Source organism: Vreelandella arctica (genome assembly GCF_037070215.1).
Taxonomy (GTDB): Bacteria; Pseudomonadota; Gammaproteobacteria; order Pseudomonadales; family Halomonadaceae; genus Vreelandella; species Vreelandella arctica.
Genome location: NZ_JBANSN010000006.1, coordinates 163,733 through 182,137, shown reverse-complemented (window position 1 = coordinate 182,137; position 18,405 = coordinate 163,733). Strand labels below are relative to the sequence as shown.

Here is an 18,405-nt window from a genome sequence, read left to right as displayed (position 1 = left end):
TAACTTCTCTTTTTCTAAGCCTAACTCCGTATATACTCAGCTTATTATTAAAAGTACCTAGCATGGCCGTGCAGAGCAGGGAAAGCCTTGCGTTGCACCTTGAATATGGCATGGTAGTGAGGCCATGGATCAGTCACAGTACGTTGATAACAAGCAAGGGGCAGGTATGTATGCGAGGGTAAAACAGATCGCCGTTGGCGGTGCATCAGCGGTATGGTCATTGAGTGTGGTTTTGCTGCTCATGCTGGCAATGGTCTCCAATGCTCACGCCGACAATCCACGCTATGCAGGCATTGTGGTGGATTTGGATAATGGCGAAGTCCTTTACGCTGAAAATATTGACGATCAGCGTTATCCTGCTTCGCTGACCAAAATGATGACCCTGTATTTGACCTTTGAAGCGCTGGAAGCGGGCACGTTGCGTTTAGATCAGCCCTTGCCGGTTTCCCGTTTTGCAGCAGCAAAGCCAGCCGTCAAGCTCTGGCTTGCTGCAGGTAGTTCTATCCCCGTCGACACGGCCATACGTGCGCTAGCGGTTCGCTCGGCTAATGATGTTGCCGCGGTGGTTGCCGAAGCACTAGGCGGTAGCGAAGCGCGTTTTGCACAGATGATGACCACCAAGGCGCGCGAGCTCGGCATGCACGCGACCACCTTCCGCAATGCTTCTGGCTTGCCTGATGACGGCCAAGTCACCACCGCACGGGATATGTTGACGCTCTCAGTACGCGTAATGCAGGATTTCCCTCAGTACTACCACTACTTCGGTCTCCAGGAATTTACCTACCGCGGCACACGGCATACCAGCCACAACCGTCTGGTGCGTGATTATCCTGGCGCTGATGGGCTGAAAACTGGATTTATTAGAGCGTCTGGTTTTAATGTGGCGACCACTGCAGTGCGCGGTAATCGGCGATTAGTGGCAGTGGTGATGGGCGGTTTTTCATCTCAGTCGCGTGATACCCATATGGCCAATTTGCTGGACCGCAGCTTCTTGCGAGCTTCACTACGTGATCAACGTAGCTGGGTGGCCGACACCACCTTTTCACAAGAGTTTATGGCCTTTGCCCCTCCCGCTCAGCCGGTTTCCCCACCAACACCTGAACCACGTCAGCCGCTATTGGCCGTCGTAGAAACGACTACGCTTTCGCCCTCCGCGAACACTGCCGCTTCAACGCCCGCCGTGGACCTTGAAGAACAGTTGGCCGATATAACCAGCGTTCAGCGCCCCACGCCTGAAAGCGAGATGCCGCAGCCCGACCCTTTGCAGGCCTTTATTGAGCGCGAACGTCAGCTTGCGTCTGTCAATGAAACAGGCGGCGGCTGGGGAGTTCAGGTAGGCGCCTTTAGCCAGGAGGCCCAGGCTCGTCAATTGGCGCAACAGGCGGCTCAGCGTATTGCGCAAAGTTTAGGTGGTCGTGTGGCTATCGACACCGTAGAGGGCCAGAACCCGGTTTACCGCGCTCGCTTAATGGCGTTGGATGAACAGCGCGCCCGTCAAGCGTGTCGCGAACTGCACTCCCAGGGGATGGACTGTATGGTCGTTAACGCCAGCTTGTAAGCTGGTTAAGCTGGCGTTGGTTCAAGCGCTGACCCAAGTGCGTATCACCCCGCCACTCGTTATTGGGCGGGGTTTTTGCTTTTAAGCAATTGGCTGGCGATTACCGGCTAACAACAACTAAGGAGAGAGCGGTGACCACCTCACTGAAGGGCATACTCTGCATGTGTATGGGGGTTCTTTTTCTCGCCCTGGGAGACGCCGTTTCCAAGTGGTTAGGCGAGACACATTCGCCGCTGCAGATTATTTTTTTCCGTGCTTTAGTCTCGCTACCAATGATTGCGCTGCTTGCCCATTTTGCGGGTGGTTTACGCAAACTACGGACGAAACGCCCAGGCGTTCATTTGCTGCGTGGTTTGATCTATACCGCCACCATGGTCTGTTTCGTCTGGGGATTAACGCTGTTGCCCCTGGCGGAAGCGACGGCAATCGCCTTTGTGGCACCGTTATTTGTCACCCTCCTGTCGGTGCCCTTGCTAGGAGAGCGTATCGACCCACCGGTACTGATCGCCTCGTTAGTCGGGTTTGTGGGTGTGCTGATTGTGGTTCGCCCTAACGGTGATGCCTTCCAGCTAGGCGCGCTGGTGCTGGTCGCCGCGGCGCTCTTTTATGCGTTGATGATGATTACCGCACGTCGCTACGGCGCCCGTGAACACTTATGGGCAATGCTGTTTTATATGACTTTTGTGCCACTCGTGGTAACCGGCTTAACGCTGCCATGGGTATGGCAACCCCCCCAGCCCTGGCACTGGGTCGGTTTTTTCACTTCTGGAATCTTCGGCGTTGCGGCGACCGCCTTTATTACCCTGGCGTTTCGGTACGCCCCAGCCGCCATTGCCGCCCCGTTTGATTACACGGCGATGCTTTGGGCAGTGCTTCTCGGCTGGTGGTTTTGGGGGGAAATGCCCGACCTCTGGGTCTGGGTGGGCAGCGCCCTGATTATGGGCAGCGGATTAGCGGTCGCGTATCACGACCGCCGCACCACCCTTAAACGCCGCCCTACTGCCTAGCAGTACGCTTAAGCGAACTGGTAAACGTCCATCGCCAGTACGCCGTGTTCCACGCTGTTGTGTAGCTGGGTGGCGTTACCGCCAGCGCCCATCGCGACCAGCAAGGGTTGAAAGTGCTCTGGCGTGGGGTGATTCTTCCGCGCGCTAGGGGCGTTCTCCCAATTTAGCAACGCCTCACGGTCATTGGCGATCAGGTGATCGTGTACCCAGCGCGCAAATTCATCTACCCAACCGGGCATTGGGCTATCTTGCGCCATCAGTTCATATAGATTATGGGTCAGGCTGCCCGAGCCGATAACCAAAATGCCCTCATCCCGAAGTACCGATAACTGTTCACCGAGTGCCGCAAGCTGCGCACTGCTCCAGCGCACCGGCAGCGATAATGAAACGACAGGTACATTAGCGTCTGGAAACATTAGCGAGAGCGGCACCCAAACGCCATGGTCGAAGCCGCGCTCTACCGGTTTGGCGCCCAACAACACGGCCAGCCGTTCAGCCAGTTCAGGGTCGCCAGGGGCGGCATATTGCAAATCAAAAAGCGCCTGCGGAAAGCCACCAAAATCGTGAATCGTCTTCGGTTTGGCGCTGCTACTGACCTGTAGCTCGCTGCTCTCCCAGTGCGCCGAAACCACTACCACCGCTTTAGGCGAGAGCTGACTGCCAAGTTCACGCAGAAACGTATGGGCAGATGTTTTATTCAGCGCCAGCATGGGTGAACCATGGGAAATAAATAGACTAGGTAACATGGGTAGATCTCCACGGTAGTACCGGCGCTTGCGGTGGAGCAAGCGCCGGTGATGAGGTTAGGCGAAGCGACGGTTTAACACCCAGTGACCACTTCCTAAACCCGCTTGAGTAATGAGGGCCAGCGTCCAAAACACCGGGAATTCCCAACCGCCACCAGCATTCGAGAACATCCAACCGTTACCCAAGTGTACCCAAGCGGCACCCAGCAGTACCGGTACCAGTGCTAGGCTTACCCAGCGAGTGTATACGCCGAGCAGAAGGGCTATCCCACCGCCCACTTCAGCAGCAATGGTTAAGTAGGCTAAGACCCCCGGCAAACCCAGTGACTCAAAATAGCCGACCGTACCCGGTACGGTAAATACCAACACTTTGAGCAAACCGTGAGCGAGGGCCATAACGCCGAGGCTGATGCGCAGAAGCGTAATAGCATAAGGCTGTAGAGAGGGAGTGGCCGTAAGTGATGATTGAGTCGTCATTTGAGGAGCTTCCATCTGTGTGGTTGATGGAGCTACTTTACAGCTAGGCCAGGGTGAGATAATCAGCGCGTTATGCACATCACTGTTGCGTAATAGGCGACAATCCAATCGCCTGTTCCCAAATAGGTGGATCTCCCCACGCCTCGGTAAGCAGATCGATAAAGCGCTCCACCTTGGCGGGCAGATACCGCCGGGCAGGGTAGAGCGCGTGAACGTCGAGCCGCACCGCGGGCTCGTCGGTTAAAATCGGCACTAACCGCCCGCTGACAATACTCTCCGTGACCAGAAAACTGGGCTGTTGTGCGATGCCTAAGCCCGCTTCAGCAGCCTGGGTCAGTACATCACCATTATTGCTCTCCAGTGGGCCATTAACCGTCAAAGACTGCGTAGCAATTTGCCAGTCAGCGCTCTGCTGGCCACTACGATATCGCAGGCAGCGGTGCTCATTAAGGTCGTTAACGCTAACGGGTTCGCCGTGGGTGGCAAGATACTCAGGGGAGGCACAAAACAGCAAACGGCAGCGGGTCAGGCGGCGTGCCACCAGGCTGGAGTCGGGCAGGCTGCCGATACGGATCGCCACGTCATAACCCTCTTCAAGTAGATCAACGCGACGGTCATTAAGGTCCAGGCGCACGTCAAGCGCCGGGTGGGTAAGCATAAACTGGGTGACGAGTGGCGTTAAGTAGCGGGTACCAAAACTCATGGGCCCATTTACGCGTAAACGGCCGCGCACATCGCTGGTACCTTGGCCAACTTCAGCAGCGGCTTCATCGAGCGCTTGCAGCACACCCTGGGCGCGCATTAAATAGCGCTCTCCTGCTTCCGTGAGATGCAGGCGACGCGTAGTGCGCTGTATCAGTCGCGCCCCGAGTGCCTTCTCCAGTGCCATGACCTGACGCGACACGCGGGTACGCGAAATATCGAGTGCTTCAGCTGCCCGGGTATAGCTACCCAGCTCGGCGACTCGCACGAAAGCAACGATATGCTCTATTTGGTTCATGACGCAGCAGCGACCTGAAAGGCGCGTGCCGCCTGGAAAGGATCGGGTTGGCCGCAAATGGCTGAAATCACCGCTAATCCGTTCGCTCCCGCCCGCTGCACACTAATGGCATGCTCAGCTTTCAACCCACCAATCGCCACGCTGGGCAGTGGGCACGCTTTGACCAGCGAAGCCAAGCCGCCAAAGCCGATAGGCTGGGCGTGGTCCTGTTTGCTCACTGTTGCAAACACGGGCCCAATGCCAACGTAATCAATTAACGCCATGGGCGCCGCTTGGAGCTGAGCGAGGGTATTGATCGACAGGCCAATAATCGCCTGTTCACCTAGCGCTCGGCGTGCTTCCTGAACAGCGGCATCGCTCTGACCGACATGCAGGCCATCTGCCTGACTCTCTAGCGCTACCTGTAAACGGTCGTTAATGATGAGCGGCACCCCGGTGCCTGCCAGCAGTGCTTTTAGCCGCTTGGCCTGAGTAACCATCTGTTCATCGCTGGCATGCTTATCGCGTAGCTGCACGATGGTCACACCACCTCTTACCGCTGCTTCAACCGTCTGCTCTAGGCCATAATCGTCGCAAAGCGCAGTGTCGGTCACCAAATAAAGCGATAGATCATACGGCATGGAGTGACTCCAACTGAGTATGAGCAGAGAGGTCGTCAGGGGTAAGTTGATAAAGCGCATCCAGCAGAGCGACTTGGAAACTGCCTGGGCCCTGAGCAGTACTGCCCGCCCGCTCGCCAGCGACGGCAAAGCAGCCTAGCGCCGCGGCGGTGGCTTCCAGCGGGGCTTCACGGTTGGCCGCAACAAAGGCGGTGACCAGTGCGCTAAGGCCGCAGCCTAACGTTGTGACACGGGGCATTAAGGGGTGGCCACCGTTAATACGATAGTGCTGTGTGCCATTCGTCACCCAGTCGCTTTCACCGGTCATCGCGACAACGCAGCCATGTTTTTGCGCTAGCGCTATCGCTGCGTCTATGGCTTGGTCGGCGGCAGCTGTCGAGTCCACGCCGCGGCCTTGGTTGGCTAACCCATTAAGCGCCAGAATTTCAGAGGCATTGCCACGAATCACGCTAGGCTTTAACGCGAGTAACCGCGTGCACAGCGATTGTCGATAGCGGGTCGCGCCAACGGCGACAGGATCTAATACCCAGGGAATCGAGTGCTGGCTGGCGGTGGCCGCTGCGGTCAACATCGCGTCCGCCCAGTGGGCAGAGATGGTACCAATGTTGATCGACAGCCCGGCAGAAATAGCGGTGAACTCTGCCACTTCCTCTGGAGCATGCAGCATTGCGGGTGACGCGCCCGTGGCTAGCAACAGGTTGGCCGTGCTGTTCATGGCGACATAATTGGTCATGCAATGGACTAACGGTGTCACTGCGCGCAGCGTTGCAAGGTAATCGCCAAGCGGAGGTAGGGTCATAGCATCCTCCCGGCGGGGAGGTGGTAAGCGGTACCATGACTCCCTACGCCGGTGTTATCCGGTTCAGGTTCAAAGGGTGCGTCTCAGCCCAACCGTAACGGAGGGCGCCCCTGTCGAGCGCTTACTATCCTTGCCTGGAGTAGCCCTGTAAACCCCTGGATACAGACGATGGCAATCTAACGAAACGAAATACGCGTGCCGTAGGTGAGCATCTCGTCAGGCGTTATGGCTTTCCCCTCTATCCCAATCATTTCGTCACCGCACTGGTCAGCGAAGGTCAGCACGCCGTGGGTCAAGCCAAGTTGGCCTAAGGTATCGCGGATTTCACCCGTGCCGAGAAAAGTACTGACGTGCCCTTTGTTATCACTGAGGTCAGACACGCCGTTAGCGTGATGAAAGCGCACTCTGTAAATCCCATCCATCGACTCCACTTCAACAATGGGCGAAAAGCCGTTGTGAAGCGCATTGGAAAGTTGCTTGAGGGTTAAGTGATCACCCAGCGTCATATCAATCGCAGTCATAAAAACCTCCTGAAGGACGCCCTCAATCAGGGGCATCGATCATGTGGCGGGAACTTCTTTTGTAAATCTTATGGATAATAAGTGTAGGGTTTTTGTTTAGGATTGCTAGTGCGCTTACCGGTGCCCCGATACGACACTGCCTACGTGCTTGTAAGGGCTAGCATTCTGGCAATAAAGCCCCCATGGTAAGCGGTATGTGAGGCTCAATAGAGTCAATGAACAGTATTAGCGACAGGAGAGCGTGATGAGTTTTCAAGGTGAGCAGCATCCTGGTGTCGTCGATACACCGCCTCAAACCCAAGGATTCCGTTTAAACCACACCATGCTGCGGGTCAAAGACCCCGAGCGGGCGCTGGCGTTCTACTCAAAAGTGTTTGGCATGCAGGTACTGCGGCGGCTGGATTTCGAGGAGATGCAGTTCTCGCTCTACTTTTTAGCCAACGTGGAGCCGAGCGACAGCGTGCCGGAAGAGACTGACGCGCGTACCGTATGGACGTTTAGCCAGAAGGGGCTGTTGGAATTGACCCACAACTGGGGGACTGAAAACCAGGAAGATTTCGCCTATCACGATGGCAATGCCGAGCCCCAGGGCTTTGGGCACATCTGCTTTAACGTGCCGGATTTGGCAGCGGCACAGGCATGGTTTGACGAGCACGACGTCACCTTCGTAAAACGCGCTGATCAGGGCAAAATGAAGGATGTTATCTTCGTTAAGGACCCGGATGGCTACTGGATCGAAGTAATTCAGGCAGACCTGATGGCGGGTAAAAGCGACGCATGAGGCACGCCAATGGCTGAACTACTGTTCCGGCTGCGCCACGTTACCGACGAAGAGGCCATGGAAGTGCGTGACCTGTTGGCCGACCATGGCTTTGATACCTATGAAACCCAGGCGGGCTTTTTCCGCCTGGGGGTCGATGCTATCTGGCTACGTAATCCACATCAGCATGATGCGGCTATCGCCGCGCTAGACGCCTATCAGGCGGAGCGCCTTGACCGCGTCCAGCGTGAGCATCAAGCAGCGGTTGAGCGGGGCGACGCGGAAACATTGTGGCATCGCTTGGCCGCTCACCCGCTGCAGGTGGTGCTGGTGCTGTTAGCCGTGGGGCTTATTGCGGCTCTTACGCTGCTGCCGTTTCTGGGCTTATCACGAAGCTAAGCACTAAGCTATGCGGGCGGCAGATGACCGCGTTTGAGGTACATCATCACGCCATTTTCACCGGCGGTGAGTGCAGGGGCTGCGCCGCTGGGGTAGCGACACCAGGTGCCCGCCGTGTAGCTATGCTCGCTATCGCTTAGGCTGCCTTCAAGAATCAAAAACTCCAGGCCGCCCAGCAGCGTGGGGTAAGTGATGGAGGTGCCCGCCGACCACCGTTCCAGGCTGGTGCGCTCCTGCTTGTAGGTGTGCAGCATCTTGTAGGCAATGCGCGGGCGACGATCCGGCTGCCAGGGAAGCCGATGCGCAGGTACCGCCAGCTGGAGCGTGTCGTTGGGGTCAAACTGGTGCAGTTTGACAAAAATCAGCGCGCCTTCCTCGCCAATCTGTGGCGTGTGGCCGGTACCGATGGGGTTTCGTAAGTAGCTGCCGGCTGGGTAGCGCCCATGCTCATCGGCGAACACGCCTTCCAACACCAGGATCTCTTCGCCGCCGCCGTGGGTATGCCGCTCAAATTGCGTATTAGGCGCGTAGCGAACAAGACTGGTGGCACGGGCAACTTCATCACCAATTCGGTCAAACATCATGCGCTCGACCCCCGCACTGGGGGAATCGACCCACTGATACTCTTCCGGGGTAACACAGGCAAAGTGGCTAAAATCGGCGTTTAGACGCATGGGAAAGGGCTCTTCGCAGTGAAGGTAAGTATCGGGGAGGAGTAATAGTCTCCTTATTGACAGCGAAAAATGCAACTTTAGGTTGTTTGATCTTAGCGATGATGCCATAAAAAATGCCGCCAACGGCGGCATTAGACTGTTTTAAGCGAGAGAGACTCAGTGGGCTTCTGCCAGTGCGGTAAGCAGTTGGTGCGCTGCTTCTATGCGGGCACCATTGGGGTAGTTACGGTTAGCCAGCATCACAATGCCGATCTGCTCGCTGGGCACAAAAGCCACATAGCCGCCAAAGCCGTTGGTTGAGCCGGTCTTGTTATAAAGCGCCTCTTGCCGAGGGGCTAAAGGGGGCGTTAAGCGGTTGGCAGGGTTGGGCTCTAATATCATCTCAAGTGAGTTACCTGCCAGCAGCTGCTCAAGCGTTACTGGGTAGGCGTAGCTTTCCCAGCCCAGCCCCTGGGTCATATTGCCGACCTCAAAGTACCCCGTGCGCGTGGCCGTCAGGGCTTGGCGTAGGGGGGCTTCCAGCGCTGAGTCATTCATGTGGGCTTCCACAAAAGTGAGCACATCTGCAGCAGTTGATTTCAAGCCGTAAGCCTGAGCATCCAATACGCCGGGGTTCACCCGAATCGGCTCATCTTCTTTCGAGTAACCGTAAGCGTAGTGCGCCTGCTGTGCTTCAGGCACTTGGTAAAAACTGTGGTCAAGCCCTAACGGTGAGAAGAGATGTTCCTCCATCAATGCTGCATAACGCTTTCCGAGACGTTGGGCGGTTAAATACCCCATCAGCCCTATGCTCGGGTTGGAGTAGAGCCGATGACTGCCAGGCGTGGATTCAGGCTGCCACTGGCGATAGTAGTCGACCATTGCCGCTTCGTTGTTAACCGCCTCGGGAAACTGCAGCGGCAGTTCACCCGCGGTGTAAGTGCCCAATTCCAGCAATGTGATCTCATCGAAGGCACTGCCTTCAAGGGCAGGCAGGTGCTCGCTGGCCGCGTCGGAAAGCGAAAGCGCACCGCTGGCCTGCGCGTAGCCTGTTAACGCCGCAGTGAAAATCTTACTGATGGAGCCCAGCTCGAACAGCGTCTCATCGGCGACCGGAATCCCCGCTTCTTGATTGGCGAGGCCATAATTAAAGTAGTGCTGCTGGCCGTTGATGCTCAGCGCGACCGCCATGCCCGGGATGCGGTGCTCATCCATCAGTGGGGCGATAGTCTCGTTCACCAGCGCTTCAACTGCGTCGCTATCGGCTGTTTCAAGCGCCCAGGCAGCGCTGCCGAGCAGGAGTGAGTTGGTCATGAGAAAGGAGGTTGTTACCGCTACTAACTTACGCATACCAAGATCCTGTGGTAGTGGGTGCGGCAAGTAAGTTAGGGGTATGGCCAGCCGCAAAGAGCGTGATAAAGATGATTGGTGATATGGCTGCTCATATCTATCACGACGTGAGCAGCGTTTATAACCCTATCGGCTTAGTGATTATGCTCACTGTGGTCATGGTCATCGTGGTCACGCTCATGATCGTCATGACCGGGCTTTATATATCCGGGCTCTGCTAACGCATCATGCAGCACACGGGCATTGTGGCGCATCATGCCCAGGTAAGTGCTGGCTTCGCCTTCTGCGGTCAATGCATCGGCGTAAAGCGTACCGGCGATCGGCAGGCCGGTCTCTTCGGCGAGCTGGTTGATGATCGACTGATTGGTCATGTTCTCATGAAACAGCGCCTGTACGTTCTCCTGCGCAATCACATCCACTAGCGCGGCCATGCTGGCGCCACTGGGGTCGGCTTCGGTCGAAAGCCCCACCGGAGAGAGAAAGTTCACCCCGTAAGCGCTGGAAAAGTAGCCAAAGGAGTCGTGGCCGGTAATCACGCTGGTGGAAGCCGGAATCTCATCAATTAGCGCACGAATCTCGGCGTCTACCTCGACCATTTCCTGTAAATACTGCTCCGCATTGGCGCGGTAAGCATCGGCGTTATCGGCATCCGCGGCGATTAAACCGTCACGAATATTGGCGACATACACCTCGGCTTGCTGCATATCCTGCCAAGCGTGCGGGTCTTCATTACCATGGTCGTGATCGGCGTGGTCGTCATGCCCATGCTCTTCATGATCCTGCTCTTCGTGAGCGTGCTGGTCATGCCCATGCTCCTCATGGCCGTGCTCGTCATGGTCTTCATGCTCAGCGAAAGAGAGTGGTTCAACGCCATCCGTCGCGGTGACCAGTGCACCTGAATAATCGCTGGCGCTAATCAAACGCTCCATCCAGCCCTCAAACAGCAGACCGTTGAACACCACCAAATCCGCGTTCGCTAGAGAGCGGGCGTCTCCGGGGCTGGGGGAGTAGACGTGGGCATCGCCGTCGGCAGCCACCAGCGAGGTCACCTCAACATGCTCGCCGCCTACGTTTTCCACCATATCCGCCAGTATCGAGAAACTGGTCACCACCTGAACGCGTTCATCAGCGATAGCGGCAGGCAGTGCCAGCAGGGCGGAAACACCCACTAACCAGCGCGACGGCCGATAGGATAAATAGGCAAGCGACATGCAACACTCCTTACGATAAGTATAAATAGGGACGATTAAGACCCTTGCTCCACGGCCAATGGCGTTGTCTTACGCCGCAGCTTGGCTGCCAAGCTGTGATAGCGACCAAACAGGGCCGAAAACAGATACCCCGCCCCGGCCAGCAGAATAATGCTCGGGCCAGAAGGAATATCCAGATGGAAAGAGAGCAGCAGGCCGCCAGTACTCGCCACCATGGCCAGTACAATCGCGATGCCGATCAACCCCTCAAGCCGTTTACTCCAAAAGCGTGCGGAGGTAGCAGGCAGCATCATCAAGCCCACCGCCATTAGCGTGCCCAGGGTTTGAAAGCCGGCGGTTAAGTTCAGCACCAGTAACCCCAAAAACACGCTGTGCACCCAACCGCTACGGCGGCTTTGGCCGCGTAAGAACAGCGGGTCTAAACACTCCACCACTAATGCGCGAAACACGATGGCCAGCGTCACCACAATCAGCGTGCTGATGCCTGCAATCAGTAGTAGCGCGGTGGAGTTGATTGCCAGAATCGAGCCAAACAGCACATGGGTAAGATCTACACTGCTGCCGCCAATCGAAATCAGCATGACACCGGCGGCCAGCGAAATGATAAAGAAGCTCGCCATGGCGGCATCTTCGCGCTGGCCGCCCATTTTTGAGACCGCCCCTGCCAGCAGCGCGACCATTAAGCCAAACAGTACCCCGCCAATGCTCATGATCGGCAGCGAAAACCCTGCCAGCAGGAACCCCAGCGCAACGCCCGGCAGAATGGCGTGGGCCATGGCGTCACCAATCAGGCTCATGCCGCGCAGCACCAAAAACACTCCCAGCGGCGGGGCGGCCAGCGAAAGCGCCAAACCACCCACCACCGCACGGCGCATAAAGCCGTAATCGAAGGGGCTGATCAGCCACGCATTAAGCAGATCCAGCATGACGACCTCCGAGAGTAAACGGCACCACTTGCGCGGGTGAATGGTGATCAGTAAGCGCACTCGGCGCGACCCAACGGCCATGGCCGCCGTTTAGCATCAACACTTCATCGGCCAAGCGTTGCAGGTGATCCATATCGTGGAGCACGACAATAATCGTCGCGCCGTCGTCCGCCATCTGGCGCAGGATGCGGATCAAAATATCCACGGTCTCGCTATCCACGTTGGCAAACGGCTCATCAAGCAGCAGCAGTTCGGCTTCCTGCATCAGTGTGCGGCCGATCAGTGCGCGCTGGCGCTGACCACCGGAAAGCTCGCCCAAGGGGCGGTGGGCCAAGTGCGAGATCCCCAGCCGCGCCATGATCTCGCGACCCTTGCGATAGTGCGCTGCACAGTAGCCGGTTAACGCGCCGTGGCTGGGCCAACTGCCAGTCATCACCAGCTCTTCCACACTCATCGGGAAGGTCAGGTCTAACGCCAACTGTTGGGGCAGCCACGCCCGGCGCTCTTTGGGTACCGTACAAACCACTTCACCGTTAATCGGCCGCAGTTCACCCATAATCGCCTGAATCAGCGTGCTTTTACCGGCCCCGTTAGCGCCGATCAGCGCGGTAATGGCGCCCGGTTGAAAGTCGCCCTCAAGGTGTTCAAGCACCGTGCGGCGCGCTTGAGCCAAATGCAGATTATGCAACTGACAGCGTGATAAAGAGCGCTGACTCATCCTAGCCACCCACCAGCCCAAACCACCAAACACCAAAGCACCAACAACGGCACGGTGACAAACAACAGCCGTTTAACAGCCGATAATGACATCAAGGAGAAGTGACAAGGACCTTCCTTGTTATGGCGGTGCGTATGCTCACTCATCAGGCGGCCTCGTGTAATTTCAAATAGGTTATAACATAACATTTGGAAAAGCCAAAAAATTGCTGAATATTTTACGCGTTAATGCCGCGCTGACAACGAAAAAGCGCTAGCCGAAAACTGCCGACAGCGCTTTTTAGAGTCACAAATAAGTGGGGGAGATTGGCGCAGGCAGTTGGCGTAAAAACCTAGTAGCGCCAGGTAGCACCAAGCTGCTGTGGCCCTACATGGAGTGCATATTCACCAGGAATAGTCATCGGACCCAGCGATAGATTAGCGGGTTGGAAGCGATTAATCGCAGAGGTCGCCTGATTCGGCTGTGTCCAAATCTGTAGCTCGTTGACCAGCATGCCCGTCGCGAAGTTGATGGCGCCATCGCTTTCACGACCATCGGCAGCAATTACCGCCCCCGCCACACCATTAACCACCAATGAGCCCACGCGAGCGCCCCAGCCGCGCCGCTCACGTTCCGCCTGGGAAAGCTGTAACCCCAACGCCTGCACACCGCTTAGCTCGCCGCTGGCTTTCAAACGCTCATATTCGGCCAACGCCGCCGGGTGCGGCTGGCGGTCGGTCAGCATACCGCCCAGCGCCAGCGCAGATTTCACCACCCCCACTCGCGCATCAAAACGGTCATCCGCGTCGTTTGCCTCACTCGACTGGTACGCATTCACTGCCAGGCTAGTGCCGTAAATGCCTGTCCAGCCCCACTGCCAAACATGCGCATGGCGCGCGCCATCCTCAAACACATCATCGTACTCACTCCACTGCCCGCCGGTTTGAGCCTGGGTTTGTGCGTGGGCCTGCAAAGAGACAGGTAGGGCAATCACCAGCGTCGTAACCAGCGCGGAGAGAAGACGAAAAGCATGCATAAGGAAGTGCCTATTAACGGGATCAATAGCGCTAAGCGTAGCACGGCGTTCGCGGCTGGCTAGCGTGGAATAACACGAAGCGAAGTATGACTAAGATTCATGGTGTTTGCTCATAAAGAATGATTAGATGAGGAGAGACGATAACCAGGAGCGCCGCATGGATGACTTTTCGCCCAATGACCTAAAAACCATTCTTCATTCCAAGCGCGCTAACCTCTATTACCTTCAGCATTGTCGAGTGTTGGTGAATGGTGGCCGCGTAGAGTACGTCACCGATGAAGGCAGCAAATCCCGCTATTGGAATATCCCCATTGCCAACACCACCTCGATACTGCTGGGCACCGGCACCTCGATTACCCAGGCAGCCATGCGCGAGCTTGCCAAGGCAGGCGTATTAGTTGGGTTCTGCGGCGGCGGCGGTACGCCATTATTTGCTGCCAATGAGGTCGATGTAGATGTCGCCTGGCTGACCCCGCAAAGCGAGTACCGGCCCACGGAGTACCTGCAATACTGGGTGCGCTTTTGGTTCGATGATGTAAAGCGCCTGGATGCCGCCCGGGCGTTTCAGCAGGCGCGACTTGCCCGTATCGAAGCGCTGTGGACCAGCCGTGTTATGAAAGATGCAGGCTTTGGTATATCCACTGATCACCTGCAGAGTGCCCTTGCCCATCATCGCGAAGCGATTACCCAAGCCCCCAGCACCGTTGACCTGCTGACCCTAGAAGCACGTTTAACCAAAACGCTGTTCAAGCTGGCGGTGAATGCCGTTGATTACGGGGACTTCACCCGTGCCAAACGCGGCTCGGGCACTGACCCTGCCAACCGATTTCTTGATCACGGCAACTACCTTGCTTACGGCCTGGCGGCGACCGCCACCTGGGTGCTGGGGATTCCTCACGGGCTTGCGGTACTCCACGGTAAAACCCGCCGGGGCGGGCTGGTGTTTGATGTAGCCGACTTGGTAAAAGACGCGGTGATTCTGCCCCAGGCATTTATTTCCGCCATGCGCGGCGATGAAGAGCAGGAATTTCGCCAAGCCTGCATCGAGCGCTTAACGCGCACCGAATCCCTCGACTTTATGATTGATACGCTCAAGGAAGTCGCCCAAGAGCTAGGGCAAGAGTCGGGGGGTGGCGAAGCATGAACGTGCTGTTGATTTCCCAGTGCAACAAAAACGCCCTTAAAGAAACGCGCCGCATCCTTGATCAGTTTGCCGAACGCCGGGGCGACCGCACCTGGCAAACGCCGATCACCCAGGCCGGGCTGGACACACTGCGCAAACTGCTGCGTAAAAAAGCCCGCAAAAACACCGCCGTCGCCTGCCACTGGATTCGTGGTCACGACCACAGCGAACTGATGTGGGTAGTGGGGGATGCTTCAAGGTTTAATATCAATGGCGCAGTGCCAACCAATACCACCGCCAGAGATATATTGCGTCGTCGCGATGAAAACGACTGGCATAGCGGTGAAGATATTCTCCTGCTCACCGCGCTAGCTGCGCTACTGCACGACCTGGGAAAAGCTTGCGACGCCTTTCAGCTACGGCTTAAGGGCAAGCTGGAAGGCCGCAACTTATACCGTCATGAGTGGATATCGCTACGCCTGTTTCAGGCATTTGTGGGTAATGACGACGATGCCACTTGGCTGGCGCGCCTGGCCGAAGGTGACTATCAAGAGCAGGACTGGTTGGAGGGGTTAGAGCGTGATGGTCTGGATGAGGCTACTTCAGCGGTGTTTAGTCATTTGCCGCCGCTTGCCGCTGCGCTTGGTTGGCTAGTACTTAGTCACCATCGGCTGCCCTTAAAGCCGCCGTCGTACGATAACGATATTCCCAGGCGCTGGGGTGGAAGCATCAACCTGCAAGCCGAGCAACTGCCTGCGTTATTTGAGTCGATTAGCGCCGAGTGGAACGAAATTCCTGAGACGCAAGACCCAAATCGCATCGCGCCCTACTGGCAATTTAGTGGCGGGTTACCCGTTAGCACAACACGCTGGAGGGAACGCGCCACAAAGCTTGCCACGCGTTTACAGGCGCGGCTGGACAAAGATGGCCATTGGTTGGAGAGTCACTACGTCATGCACTTAGCGCGGCTAAGTTTAATGCTGGCCGATCACCACTACTCAAGCCTGGAAGACCCACTGCATCGAGTGCGTGGTGAGTCCAACTATCCACTGGTTGCCAATACCGTGCGCAAAACCGGCAAACCCAATCAGCCATTGGATGAGCATATTCTTGGCGTCGAAAAGCACGCCGCCGCGGTCGCCCGTGCGCTGCCTAGCGTCGACAGCCACTTGCCCCGTTTAGCCCGCCATAAAGGTTTTCGTAAGCGCAGCAGTCACCCGCGCTTTCGCTGGCAGGATAAAGCCTTTGATCTGGCCCAATCGCTTAGAGCGCGCAGCCAGCGCCAGGGCTTCTTTGGCATCAATATGGCATCCACCGGCTGCGGTAAAACCTTGGCGAATGGGCGCATTATGTACGCGCTGGCCGACCCTCAGCAGGGCGCGCGCTTTAGCATTGCGCTGGGGTTACGCACGCTGACTCTGCAAACTGGTCAAGCCCTTCGTGAGCGTCTGAATCTGGGTGAAGATGAACTCGCCGTGCGCGTAGGCGGCAGCGCCAATAAAGCTCTGTTTGCGCACTACGAGCAAGAGGCCGAAGCCAGTGGCTCGGCATCTAAACAGGCACTTATCGAAGAAGACGCCCACGTGGTGTTTGATGGCAATTTTGATAGCCACCCCGTACTGCGCCGACTGAACGATGAACCGGGCACCCGAGCGCTAACCGCCGCACCTATTTTGGTATGTACCGTTGACCACCTGGTGCCCGCCACGGAAAGCACGCGCGGCGGTCGGCAAATCGTGCCAATGCTGCGCCTGATGAGTAGTGATTTAGTCCTCGATGAAATCGACGATTTCGATATTAACGACCTGCCCGCGCTTACTCGGCTCGTCAATTGGGCGGGACTTTTGGGATCACGGGTGTTGCTTTCATCGGCCACCTTGCCGCCCGCGTTGGTCGAAGGGTTGTATGAAGCCTACCGCAGCGGTCGCGAAGCCTTTCAACGCCACCGAGGCGAACCGGGTTTGGCGGTCGATATCTGCTGCGCCTGGTTCGACGAGCACGACCGCCAACATGAAAACTGCGCCAGTAGCGAGACCTTCAAGGCGACACATCAGGCTTTTGCCAAGCGCCGGCTAGAGCGCTTAGCCTCCAGCCCGGTGCGACGCAGTGGCGATATTTTAGCGTTGCCAGCGTTGGGTAAACGGCCAGAAGAAATCAGGCCCGCAGTTGCAACGCTGCTACGCGAACATGCATTGGCGATGCACCAGCAGCATCATTCCGTTGACCCCCACACCAGCAAGCGCGTCAGTTTCGGTCTGATTCGCATGGCCAATATCGACCCCTTGGTGGATGTGGCCAGGGCACTGTTTCAGCAGGGCGCGCCAGAAGGTGTGCGCATTCACCTCTGCGTTTACCACTCGCGCCACCCGTTGGTGATGCGCTCGGAGATTGAGCGCCGGTTAGATAAAACGCTGCAACGGGCCGAGCCCGAGCGCGTGTTTCAGCAGCCCGATATCCGCCGCCTGCTGGATAGCAGCGAAGAAAACGACCACCTGTTTATCGTGCTGGGCTCGCCGGTCACCGAAGTGGGCCGCGACCACGATTATGACTGGGCCATTGTCGAGCCTTCTTCCATGCGCTCAATTATCCAACTAGCGGGCCGGGTGCGCCGACACCGCGAGCAGGCCTGTGAAGTGGCCAATATTTTGCTGCTAGAGACCAATCTAAAACACCTGGAGCGCGCGGATGAGCCCGCTTTTCATAAGCCAGGCTTCGAAACGAAGATGGCCTGGAAACTTAATAGCCACTCACTTACCACGCTGTTAACTAAAGATGAGTACCAGGTGATAGATGCCCGCCCGCGCGTGCTGGCGCGGGAAGTGCTGCACGCTAAAGAAAGTCTCGTCGATTTGGAGCATGAGCGGCTGCATCAACTGATGATCGAACAGCCCGCCGAACCGTTAACCAAAAAAGAGATCAGGCTTGGCAAGCAGCCCAAGCCACCACCGCTGGGGGCCTATAGTTGGTACGCCGTACCACAGGTGCACTTAACCGGTGTATTGATTCAGCGTGACCCATTTCGCAAGCAGCTCGAACCTGAAATAACCCTAGCGCTGCTGCCCGATGAGGGAGGAGAAACCTGGACACTACACCGCGTAGACGATGGCGCAAGGCGAGGTGAAAAGCTCTACGTTCTGGTGGAGGAGAGCCTGCTGGTGCGGATAGACCTGACAAAAGAGCAGGGCGAGCGGATTCAGCCCTGGGGAGCCAACGACTATTTAACAGCCCTGGCTGACTTGGCAGAAGACTTGGATATCTCCCTTGATCGCGCCGCTCGCACCTTCGGCACGGTAACCGCCTCGGCTAGAAACCAACGCTGGGGATATCACCCGGTGCTGGGATTTTGGCGGAGTAAATGAAGGCCGGTGATAGACACCGGCCCGCTGCCTGGGCGGCAGCGTAAGTTACTCTGATTAAGAAACTTTTCTGAGCTGCCTGGGCGGCAACAAAAATATGGTAGTGGCACGGGCAGTCAAAGTCATTTTCTATTTTAATTACACTAATTAATAAACTGGTTGATAA

At 56.8% G+C, this 18,405-nt stretch carries 18 protein-coding genes and 1 riboswitch; of the genes, 6 read left to right on the top strand and 12 right to left on the bottom strand.

Annotated features, from left to right (window positions below):
• Window positions 1-166: 166 nt before the first annotated feature.
• Together V8L70_RS07725 and V8L70_RS07720 are read left to right on the top strand one after the other, a co-directional pair.
• Window positions 167-1,558: a D-alanyl-D-alanine carboxypeptidase gene (locus V8L70_RS07725; RefSeq protein WP_101147146.1), complete on the top strand. Its 1,392-nt coding sequence runs from the start codon at window positions 167-169 to the stop codon at window positions 1,556-1,558.
• A 131-nt stretch (window positions 1,559-1,689) separates the two neighbouring features.
• Window positions 1,690-2,565 (top strand): DMT family transporter, encoded by an 876-nt coding sequence (locus tag V8L70_RS07720; RefSeq protein ID WP_232774935.1) that lies wholly within the window; start codon window positions 1,690-1,692, stop codon window positions 2,563-2,565.
• Between the two features lie 8 nt (window positions 2,566-2,573).
• Here the strand turns inward: V8L70_RS07720 and V8L70_RS07715 are convergent, their stop codons facing one another.
• The 6 genes from V8L70_RS07715 to V8L70_RS07690 form a co-directional block, all read right to left on the bottom strand.
• On the bottom strand, window positions 2,574-3,311 hold the full coding sequence (locus tag V8L70_RS07715; RefSeq protein WP_101147109.1) for a DODA-type extradiol aromatic ring-opening family dioxygenase: 738 nt from the start codon (window positions 3,309-3,311) through the stop codon (window positions 2,574-2,576).
• A gap of 57 nt (window positions 3,312-3,368) precedes the next feature.
• The gene (locus V8L70_RS07710) at window positions 3,369-3,803 is read right to left on the bottom strand and encodes a DoxX family protein (protein ID WP_101147144.1); all 435 of its coding nucleotides are present in this window, start codon (window positions 3,801-3,803) and stop codon (window positions 3,369-3,371) included.
• A 64-nt stretch (window positions 3,804-3,867) separates the two neighbouring features.
• Entirely contained in the window at window positions 3,868-4,788 is a 921-nt protein-coding gene (locus tag V8L70_RS07705) for a LysR family transcriptional regulator (protein WP_101147108.1), read from the bottom strand.
• Window positions 4,785-5,408 carry a thiamine phosphate synthase gene (gene thiE / locus V8L70_RS07700; RefSeq protein ID WP_101147107.1) on the bottom strand — a complete coding sequence of 208 codons (624 nt, stop codon included), beginning with the start codon at window positions 5,406-5,408 and terminating at the stop codon, window positions 4,785-4,787. The genes V8L70_RS07705 and thiE overlap by 4 nt, the downstream gene beginning before the upstream one ends.
• Window positions 5,398-6,207, bottom strand: coding sequence for a hydroxyethylthiazole kinase (gene thiM / locus V8L70_RS07695; protein WP_101147106.1), 810 nt, complete (start codon window positions 6,205-6,207; stop codon window positions 5,398-5,400). Before thiM ends, thiE begins: the two co-directional genes overlap by 11 nt.
• 23 nt (window positions 6,208-6,230) lie before the next feature.
• Window positions 6,231-6,329: riboswitch (TPP riboswitch) on the bottom strand.
• Window positions 6,330-6,383: 54 nt separating this feature from the next.
• Window positions 6,384-6,728, bottom strand: a complete 345-nt coding sequence (locus V8L70_RS07690; protein ID WP_101147105.1) for a hypothetical protein — start codon at window positions 6,726-6,728, stop codon at window positions 6,384-6,386.
• Between the two features lie 244 nt (window positions 6,729-6,972).
• Here V8L70_RS07690 and gloA point away from each other — a divergent pair, with 244 nt between their 5' ends.
• Window positions 6,973-7,509, top strand: coding sequence for a lactoylglutathione lyase (gene gloA, locus V8L70_RS07685; RefSeq protein WP_101147104.1), 537 nt, complete (start codon window positions 6,973-6,975; stop codon window positions 7,507-7,509).
• A 9-nt stretch (window positions 7,510-7,518) separates the two neighbouring features.
• Entirely contained in the window at window positions 7,519-7,887 is a 369-nt protein-coding gene (locus V8L70_RS07680; RefSeq protein ID WP_101147103.1) for a DUF6164 family protein, read from the top strand.
• A gap of 8 nt (window positions 7,888-7,895) precedes the next feature.
• Here the strand turns inward: V8L70_RS07680 and V8L70_RS07675 are convergent, their stop codons facing one another.
• The 6 genes from V8L70_RS07675 to V8L70_RS07650 all read right to left on the bottom strand — a co-directional run bounded on the left by V8L70_RS07675 (window position 7,896) and on the right by V8L70_RS07650 (window position 13,760).
• Complete coding sequence (locus V8L70_RS07675; RefSeq protein WP_101147102.1) at window positions 7,896-8,561, bottom strand: cupin domain-containing protein; 666 nt, start codon at window positions 8,559-8,561, stop codon at window positions 7,896-7,898.
• A gap of 156 nt (window positions 8,562-8,717) precedes the next feature.
• Window positions 8,718-9,854 carry a class C beta-lactamase gene (ampC, locus tag V8L70_RS07670; protein ID WP_431313164.1) on the bottom strand — a complete coding sequence of 379 codons (1,137 nt, stop codon included), beginning with the start codon at window positions 9,852-9,854 and terminating at the stop codon, window positions 8,718-8,720.
• A 170-nt stretch (window positions 9,855-10,024) separates the two neighbouring features.
• Complete coding sequence (locus tag V8L70_RS07665; RefSeq protein ID WP_101147100.1) at window positions 10,025-11,101, bottom strand: metal ABC transporter solute-binding protein, Zn/Mn family; 1,077 nt, start codon at window positions 11,099-11,101, stop codon at window positions 10,025-10,027.
• 35 nt (window positions 11,102-11,136) lie between these two features.
• Window positions 11,137-12,027: a metal ABC transporter permease gene (locus tag V8L70_RS07660; protein WP_101147099.1), complete on the bottom strand. Its 891-nt coding sequence runs from the start codon at window positions 12,025-12,027 to the stop codon at window positions 11,137-11,139.
• A complete protein-coding gene (locus tag V8L70_RS07655; RefSeq protein ID WP_101147098.1) occupies window positions 12,011-12,745 on the bottom strand; it encodes a metal ABC transporter ATP-binding protein in 735 nt (244 codons plus the stop codon). Before V8L70_RS07655 ends, V8L70_RS07660 begins: the two co-directional genes overlap by 17 nt.
• A gap of 331 nt (window positions 12,746-13,076) precedes the next feature.
• Entirely contained in the window at window positions 13,077-13,760 is a 684-nt protein-coding gene (locus V8L70_RS07650; RefSeq protein ID WP_101147096.1) for a hypothetical protein, read from the bottom strand.
• A gap of 157 nt (window positions 13,761-13,917) precedes the next feature.
• Between V8L70_RS07650 and cas1f the strand changes: the two genes are divergently transcribed.
• Entirely contained in the window at window positions 13,918-14,904 is a 987-nt protein-coding gene (gene cas1f, locus V8L70_RS07645; RefSeq protein WP_101147095.1) for a type I-F CRISPR-associated endonuclease Cas1f, read from the top strand.
• Window positions 14,901-18,242 carry a type I-F CRISPR-associated helicase Cas3f gene (cas3f, locus tag V8L70_RS07640; RefSeq protein ID WP_101147094.1) on the top strand — a complete coding sequence of 1,114 codons (3,342 nt, stop codon included), beginning with the start codon at window positions 14,901-14,903 and terminating at the stop codon, window positions 18,240-18,242. Before cas1f ends, cas3f begins: the two co-directional genes overlap by 4 nt.
• Window positions 18,243-18,405 lie beyond the last annotated feature (163 nt).